The sequence below is a fragment of the Parafrankia sp. Ea1.12 genome, assembly GCF_900465275.1.
GTDB lineage: Bacteria > Actinomycetota > Actinomycetes > Frankiales > Frankiaceae > Parafrankia > Parafrankia soli.
Genome location: NZ_UBIZ01000099.1, coordinates 1 through 6,972, shown reverse-complemented (window position 1 = coordinate 6,972; position 6,972 = coordinate 1). Strand labels below are relative to the sequence as shown.

The following is a 6,972-nucleotide window of genomic DNA, read 5'->3' as shown; positions in this document are numbered from 1 at the left end:
TCCGGCTGGTCGTAGGCCTTGTCTGCCCGCAGCTTGTCCGGCCGGCGCCGCCGTGGCCCATGCCGGGAACGGATCGCCGGGATACTCGCGACCAGCGGGATGAGGACCTGGCTGTCATGCAGGTTCGCCGTCGAGACCGCCACAACCAGCGGCAACCCGGCCCCGTCGGTCAGAACATGCAGCTTCGAACCCGCTTTGCCACGATCGACCGGGTTCGGACCGGTCAGAGATCCCCCCTTTTCGCCCGCAGACTGGCCGCGTCCACGATCACCGACGACCAGTCGACCTGCCCGGCCGCACCGTGCAGATCAAGGATCTTCCGATGCAGCCGGGGCCAGACACCCGCCCGGGTCCAGGCCTGGAACCGACGGTGCGCCGTGGGCACCGACACCCCGAACTCGGCCGGCAGATGCCGCCAGGCACACCCCGAGGTCAGCACGTAGACCACCGCGGTGAACACCGCCCGATCCTCGATCGGGGCAGTCCCACCACCCTGCCAGCGACCCTCGAACCGGGGTAGCAGCGGTTCCACCAGCTCCCACAACTCGTCCGGGACCAGCCGCCCGGCGAGGCTGCTCTCCAACACGTCCATGATCAGATATGTACCCGGGGCGGCCACGCAAGACACGCTCTTAACGGCGCAGCTCAGGACCGGTAGCACAATTCTGGCACGCACACGTAACGGCGCCTGACGACCCCCCACTGGCGATCACATCATCCGTAACAGGTCAGCTCACAGGCCGAGACCCGGATTTTGGAGCCCCACAGGCGAAAAACGCCACGAAATGCGAGAGTATTCACTTACCTGGGTGCTGAGGTGTAGGCGTACTGCAGATTTCGTATCCGGTCGATATTCTGGTCAATTAACGGGCTCTACATCCCCCTGGTCCGCTGTGGCGTCGATTCGACGCCGCCCGTTAGGAAGTCCGCAAGGTCGTCGAGAAGTTCATGGAAAGGCGCGGGTAGCTCACCGGCCTGCATTGCCGTTTGATAACGAGACAATGTATGCACCGTGGTGGTCATAACGATCATCCAACGTTCGTCTAGGACGGATTTTCGATGTTCGGGCAGGAGTCGATGTAGCAGGCTCATGAAGGTATTTACAGTGCTGGCGGAGACCGAACCTTCGAGGCCTATGTATCCTCCATATTCAATTATGTACCGTGACAAGAAAGCTAAGTAGTAGTTACCATCCTCCAGATGGCTGGCAAGGGACAGTATGAATCCCTTGACCAGATCGCGGACCTGTGGAGGCTCGCCTTTGGCGATCAGGTCTGCGAGTATTTCGGCCCGGACTCGCTCGCTCACGGAGGCGCGATAGGAGATGATCGCCTTGAGTAGGCTCTCGCGGTCACCGAAGTGATACTGGACGGCGGCGTTGTTCTTTTGTCCTGCGGCCAGGCCTATATCGCGCAGAGGGACAGCCGCGATGCCACGTTCCGCGAATAGCTGTTCAGCTCGCTCCAAGATGATTTGACGCGTTGTCATGCCTTTGGAGTTGAGTCGGTCCCGACCTCCTGGCCGCGCTCCATCCGAGACATCATTCTGGCGTGGTGGCATACAAAAATCTTACACTACGGCAAAATAGTATTGTCACGTTCGTATTAAACTAATCTGATTAGAATCAAGTGAGAATCCGTTTGGCGTGGCGACGCCACCGTCTTACGTCGCCCCCTGGTTCGCGAGGCTACTCGACCGGGTGCCAGCGGCTGACGCTGGTGACTTTGATGCCTCCGGCCCTCCTCGGGATCATCGAATTTTTAAGCACATGTTTTTAAAAAGTGTTGACAGGATAACCTAGTAAGGCTAAGATTCTCTTCCGTAAGAAGGGTGTACCTGAGTGATGTTTCGTGGTGTGTGAGGAGCAGATCAACGGCGCGGTATGCGCTGGCGGTCTGCCAGGAAGCTGTCATGCTACGACGGAATCTCACCAGAGGGGGCGGATGGGCGGGTGTGTCGGGCCTGATGCCTCAGAGCGCTCCGGTGCAGGTCCAAGCACTGACGAAAGGTCGGCCATGTTTCGTAAGGGGAGATTAGTGCCACTGCTATTGTGTGCAGCGAAGCGTTCCTGTTGGGGGCGTGTGGCGGCGCAACCCGGGGCGCGGGGTGCCTCTGGCTGAGCCGGTCGCTGGAGGGTGCGGACGGATCCTCCGCCCCGGGATCGACGCTTCCTGGTACCGGTCGCCATGGCACCGCCTACGCTCTCCGGTTCGTGTGGACTGGCTTGCCTGGGGGCTACCGACGCCGCGCTCGGCATAGGAACGGAGGGTCGGCCGATGGCCACGCTCCGGACCATTCGACCGTCGTCGATCGCATGGAAAACCGCCAGATACAGCGAACCCACGCGGGCCTGACCGAACTCGGTTGACTTCATCGAGTGAGTTCTCATCGTGCGGTCGTCTGGACACGCCGCTGTGTCCCATCACGACCACCCGGGTCTCACGGTTTTTCTTCATAGCAGACTCCGACGGGACCCCCATCTAACTACAGGAGTTCGGCGGCGCGAGGAGCCGACTCGCCGAGCTCTTCGGACCGCCAGCAGATAGCTGACGGAACCCTGCGGCAAGGACAGAAAGGAAGACCGTGACGTTGTTACCGGGTCGATCCAGGGCGATAGTGTGCGGAATCGCACTATCCGCGGTGGCCGTTTTATCCGGCACCTCTGCCGCCCAGGCGGAGCCAGGAAAACCCGACCGGGAAAAAATCCTCGAGATCAACATGACCAACACCCCGGATTTCAAGGAGGGACAGCCGGCAGTCGCCATCAACCCGAAGAACCCCAAGAACCTGGTCTTCACCTCGACTATCTTCCTTCCGCATCCGGGTCTCTATCCCACCGGGGAGTGCTTCCTCGCCCACTCCCAGGACCAGGGCCAAACCTGGACGCGGGTGCCCTGGCCCCTCGGCGACCGACCTCAGTGCGGCGAACCGAACGTGGCCGTCGACGCCAAGGGAACCTTCTACATCCTCAACAACCAGGTCGGCCCTGACTCCACGGCCAATGAGACGAACAGCGTCGTGGTCTCCCGGTCGCTCGACGGCGGTCGGACGTGGTCCGGTCCGGTGAAGACGCCGCTCGTGCTCAGCGGCGCGCCCAAGCTCCGCGTGGACGCCGCGACCGGCAAGGTCTACGCGGTGGGCGGCCTCGAATGGCAGTACCCGAGCGCGGTGTCCGTCAGCGCGGACCGTGGTCAGACCTGGGGCCCGTCCAGGGTGATTCCCGGTCCCCGACCCTGTGTCGTGGTGTCTCCGCAGCGTCCGCCCGCCTGCGGCTACCCGGGTCGTCAGCTCGCCGTCCACGACGGAATCGCGGTCTCCGCGAGCCAGGAGAGCGTAGTGACGCTGCATGTCAGCCGCGACGATGGGCAGACCTGGACGGACCTCCCAGTGACCGACGGCAAGGGGACTCCGGTCCCGGCAGGAAGTGGACCGCTCCTGCCGGTCCCGCAGCAGCGAGGTGCTGCCGACCCCATCCCCTGGGTATCGGCCGACCCCTCACAGTCCGGGCGATTCGCCGTCATGGTCCCCAGGGAGGCCAACCTTGAGGTATACGTCACCAAGGATGCCGGTAAGACCTGGACCGGACCGGCCGTGATCGCAGCCCCAGATGCCCAGCGGCCGTGGATGGACTTCGGCCCGAAGGGGTATCTGGGCGTGATGTGGAGGACAACCGCGGTCGACGCGTTCTCCGTCGTCTCCTTCGATCACGGACGATCGTTCAGCGCCCCGGTGAAGGTGAACCGCGAAACCGCGCCGGCCGCGCACGCCGGACCTCCCGGTGACCGCTGGTCCTGGATCGCCCTGGACGACAAGTACGCCTACGTCACCTGGTCTGACGGCCGAGACAACGACCTGACCGAACTGGACGCGATCTTCAGTCGGGTTCCGCTCAGTCTTTACCGCAAGCCTGGACGCTGAGCCGACGCTCTGCGAGAGCCGGCCGGGTCGACCTGCGAGGTCGGGGTCGACCCGGCTGCCCGGACGGCGAGGATTGATCCCAGCGCGACGAGGGTCATCAGCTCTGCGGCACTATCACCGGGGGAGGGGCCCCGGCTCCCCGGCGCGGCGAAGAGAGCCGAGAAGCTGTTTAAGGAGGTCCCTGAGATGAGCCGTGCCATCGTGTTCAACGGCGACGAGACCTGGGAGGAACGCGACCTCCCCGTCCCCGACCCCCAGCCCGGCGGCGCCGTCCTGCGCGTCGAGGCCACCGGCCTGTGCCACAGCGACATCGACCACTTCCGCGGCCATGTCCACACCTCCTGGGGCGGTGCCTTCCCCTCCATCGCCGGCCACGAGATCGTCGGCCGCATCGAGAAGATCGACACAGCCACCGCTCACGAGTGGGGTGCCACCGAAGGCGACCGGGTCGCCGTGCGCGAACTCCTCGTCACCCCACAGGGCTACCGGATCTACGGGCACGACTTCTCCGTCGACGAGGGTTCCGGCCTGCACGGCGGGTTCGCCGAACACCTCGAGCTCCTCCCCGGTTCCCAGGTCTACCGCCTGCGCGAGGACCTCCCCGCCGAACAGCTCACCGTCTTCGAACCGCTGAGCTGCGCGGTCACCTGGGTCGCCCCCGTCCGTCAGGACGACGTCGTCCTCATCGAGGGGCCCGGCCACATGGGTATGGCCACCATCGTCGCCGCCCGCGCAGCCGGAGCATCCACCGTCATCGTGACCGGAACAGCCAAGGACCGGTTCCGCCTCGACTGGGCACTGCGCGTCGGCGCCGACCACACCATCGACGTCGACACCGAGGACCCGGTGGGACGGGTCCGCGAACTCACCGACGGCCGGATGGCCGACGTCGTCATCGACGCCGCCGCCGGCAACCCCGTCACCGTCAACCTCGCCATGGACCTCGTCCACAAGGGCGGCCACGTCGTCATCGCCGGGATGAAGGACCGCCCCCTCGAAGGCTTCCACAGCGACTGGATCCCCACCCGACGGATCACCCTGCACCCCGGCGCCGGCCTCGACACCGAGGGCGCCGTCGACCTCATCAACGCCGGCAAGGTACCTACCGCCGACCTGCTCGGCGACACCTTCCCCCTCGAACGCTTCGAGGACGCCTTCGCCCTCCTGACCCGCAAGGTCCCCGGCCGTGACTCGATCAGGATCGCGCTGCGGCTCAGTTGAGACGTCGACGTGACGGGAGGACCGAAACTGATGCACTGGCCGACAGGTCGTCTCGGGTGGTTCGAGTCGGAGCGCGGCGCGGCCGGTTCAGACCGAGGCCGCGTGACACGACTCCGCGGGGTTTCGTCCCGATGAAGATCCGATGCTTCTCGCACGTCGGGATGACAGTGACCGATCTCGATCGCTCGGTGGCCTTCTACACGGAGGCGCTTGGTTTTCAGGTGTACTTCGAGGCCCGCGGCGACACCTGGGGACGGGTCGGGCTCGGGGTCGACTCGATGATGCTCGAGCTGTTCAGCCCCCATCCGACCGGACAGCCCCTGGAACCGGTCGACATGCTCTACCCGGCGCCCTACGGCCGACCGAAGATAGCCCTGACCGTGGCCGACGTCGACGCCGCCCACGACGAGCTGGTCGACCGGAACATTCCTGTCATCGGGCCGGTCAGCGCCACCGGGAAGTCAAGACTGATCTTCGTTCTCGACCCGGACGGCACTCTGATCCAACTGCACCAGTTCGAGGACGGACAAGAACGCGTGACGGACCTCTTCAGACACTGACACCGACACGCCTCCGTCGGGTTCGGAACACCGGTAGTCGGACACTCCCGTCGCCCGGACGGGATGGCACCGCGCAGATCCCGCGCGGAGCGGAGAGCTTTCCCGACCAACGCCAGCCGAGGAGAACGGTTGATGTTACAGACCACCGTCACCCCTGTTGGACTCTGTTGCCCTATTGCTGGGCGCTGAGGCCCTCACACCTCGCGAGTGGTGATCATGGAGGATGGTGCGGAGCGGCTGGCCCTGACCCTGGCCGCGGGAGGAGTCGGTCGATGTCGATGCAGCCACGTCCGTGGCCGCAGGTTCCTGAACAGACCGCGGCGGTGGCCTGTGCGGCGTTCCCGAAAGGCACACTGGCAATCCGTGTTCGCGATGAGCTGCCCGAGTTGTTTACTGATGAGCAGTTCCTCGCGGCGTTCGGCGTGCGCGGTAGACCAGGCATCTCACCGGGGCAGTTGGCGCCGGTCACGGTGTTGCAGTTCGCAGAGAACCTCACCGACCGGCAGGCGGCCGACGCGGTACGGGCGCGGATCGACTGGAAATACGCCCTCGGTCTGGATCTGACCGACGCAGGGTTTGATCACACGGTGTTGACCGGGTTCCGGCAGCGGCTCATCGACCATGGTCTGGAAGAGAAGGTACTGGACCTGCTGCTGGCCCGGCTATCCGAGTTAGTACTACAGCCCCAGTTATCTCTATGTAGCTGCCGCCGGTGTGGCGGTTACTTGAGCGGCGCGGATCCGGGTCTGGAAGTGGTAATGGCGGGCGCGTGCCTGGTGGCTGCGACGCCAGTCCGACCACCAGGTGATCACGGCCGATGGGATGGCGGCCTGTCCGAAAAGGGCAATGACGTGACGGATCTCGTTGAGGGTGAGTGGGGCCATCATGGCTCTATCCGGTTCCGGCTGCTCGGCGATCGGGAGGCCGCCGGGAAGGCGCTGGTATCCCACCGCGGTCGTCGCTGGTGGGACGGCCGGCGGGTTTTGTTCGCGGTTTCTCAGCGCGGTGACAGCGAGCCAGGCGTGGGCGAGCATCGCCAGGGTGATGTGCCCAATGGCCATGCTTTAAGTGATCGCCGGCTGGTAGGTTGGTGATGTGGCTCATGACGGGGCTGAGGGATTGTCGCCGGAAGGCTGGCTGCCGGATCGGGTGTCGGTGGGGGCGTTGACGAAGGCGTTCCCGCCGGATCTGGTGGACCGGGTCCTCGAGGCGACGGACACGGTGGAGGTGCGCCGCCGGCTGCTGCCGTCCCGGCTGGTGGTGTATTTCGTGT

Annotated in this window: 5 protein-coding genes and 3 pseudogenes; 5 read left to right on the top strand and 3 right to left on the bottom strand. The window is 64.8% G+C overall.

Going from position 1 to position 6,972, the window contains the following annotated elements; genetic code table 11:
* Together FMEAI12_RS39655 and FMEAI12_RS02165 are read right to left on the bottom strand one after the other, a co-directional pair.
* Positions 1-583, bottom strand: a pseudogene (locus FMEAI12_RS39655) (IS5 family transposase); the annotation flags it as partial.
* 290 nt (positions 584-873) lie between these two features.
* A complete protein-coding gene (locus FMEAI12_RS02165; protein WP_112104793.1) occupies positions 874-1,560 on the bottom strand; it encodes a TetR/AcrR family transcriptional regulator in 687 nt (228 codons plus the stop codon).
* A gap of 1,158 nt (positions 1,561-2,718) precedes the next feature.
* Here FMEAI12_RS02165 and FMEAI12_RS02155 point away from each other — a divergent pair.
* The 4 genes and pseudogenes from FMEAI12_RS02155 to FMEAI12_RS02140 all read left to right on the top strand — a co-directional run.
* Entirely contained in the window at positions 2,719-3,918 is a 1,200-nt protein-coding gene (locus tag FMEAI12_RS02155; protein ID WP_200835156.1) for a sialidase family protein, read from the top strand.
* Positions 3,919-4,104: 186 nt separating this feature from the next.
* Positions 4,105-5,139: a zinc-binding dehydrogenase gene (locus FMEAI12_RS02150; RefSeq protein ID WP_112104791.1), complete on the top strand. Its 1,035-nt coding sequence runs from the start codon at positions 4,105-4,107 to the stop codon at positions 5,137-5,139.
* Positions 5,140-5,300: 161 nt separating this feature from the next.
* Positions 5,301-5,699, top strand: coding sequence for a VOC family protein (locus FMEAI12_RS02145; protein ID WP_235013603.1), 399 nt, complete (start codon positions 5,301-5,303; stop codon positions 5,697-5,699).
* Between the two features lie 272 nt (positions 5,700-5,971).
* A pseudogene (locus FMEAI12_RS02140) lies at positions 5,972-6,355 on the top strand (transposase); the annotation flags it as partial.
* Positions 6,356-6,394: 39 nt separating this feature from the next.
* Here the strand turns inward: FMEAI12_RS02140 and FMEAI12_RS02135 are convergent.
* A pseudogene (locus FMEAI12_RS02135) lies at positions 6,395-6,748 on the bottom strand (IS701 family transposase); the annotation flags it as partial.
* A gap of 46 nt (positions 6,749-6,794) precedes the next feature.
* Here FMEAI12_RS02135 and FMEAI12_RS39650 point away from each other — a divergent pair.
* Positions 6,795-6,972: transposase domain-containing protein (locus FMEAI12_RS39650; RefSeq protein ID WP_200835452.1), on the top strand; the 178-nt coding region annotated here is incomplete at its 3' end.

Bases quoted from the DNA above. Each gene is read 5' to 3' on its own strand.
- FMEAI12_RS02165 (WP_112104793.1), bottom strand. From the start codon at position 1,560: ATGCCACCACGCCAGAATGATGTCTCGGATGGAGCGCGGCCAGGAGGT.
- FMEAI12_RS02155 (WP_200835156.1), top strand. From the start codon at position 2,719: ATGACCAACACCCCGGATTTCAAGGAGGGACAGCCGGCAGTCGCCATC.
- FMEAI12_RS02150 (WP_112104791.1), top strand. From the start codon at position 4,105: ATGAGCCGTGCCATCGTGTTCAACGGCGACGAGACCTGGGAGGAACGC.
- FMEAI12_RS02145 (WP_235013603.1), top strand. From the start codon at position 5,301: ATGACAGTGACCGATCTCGATCGCTCGGTGGCCTTCTACACGGAGGCG.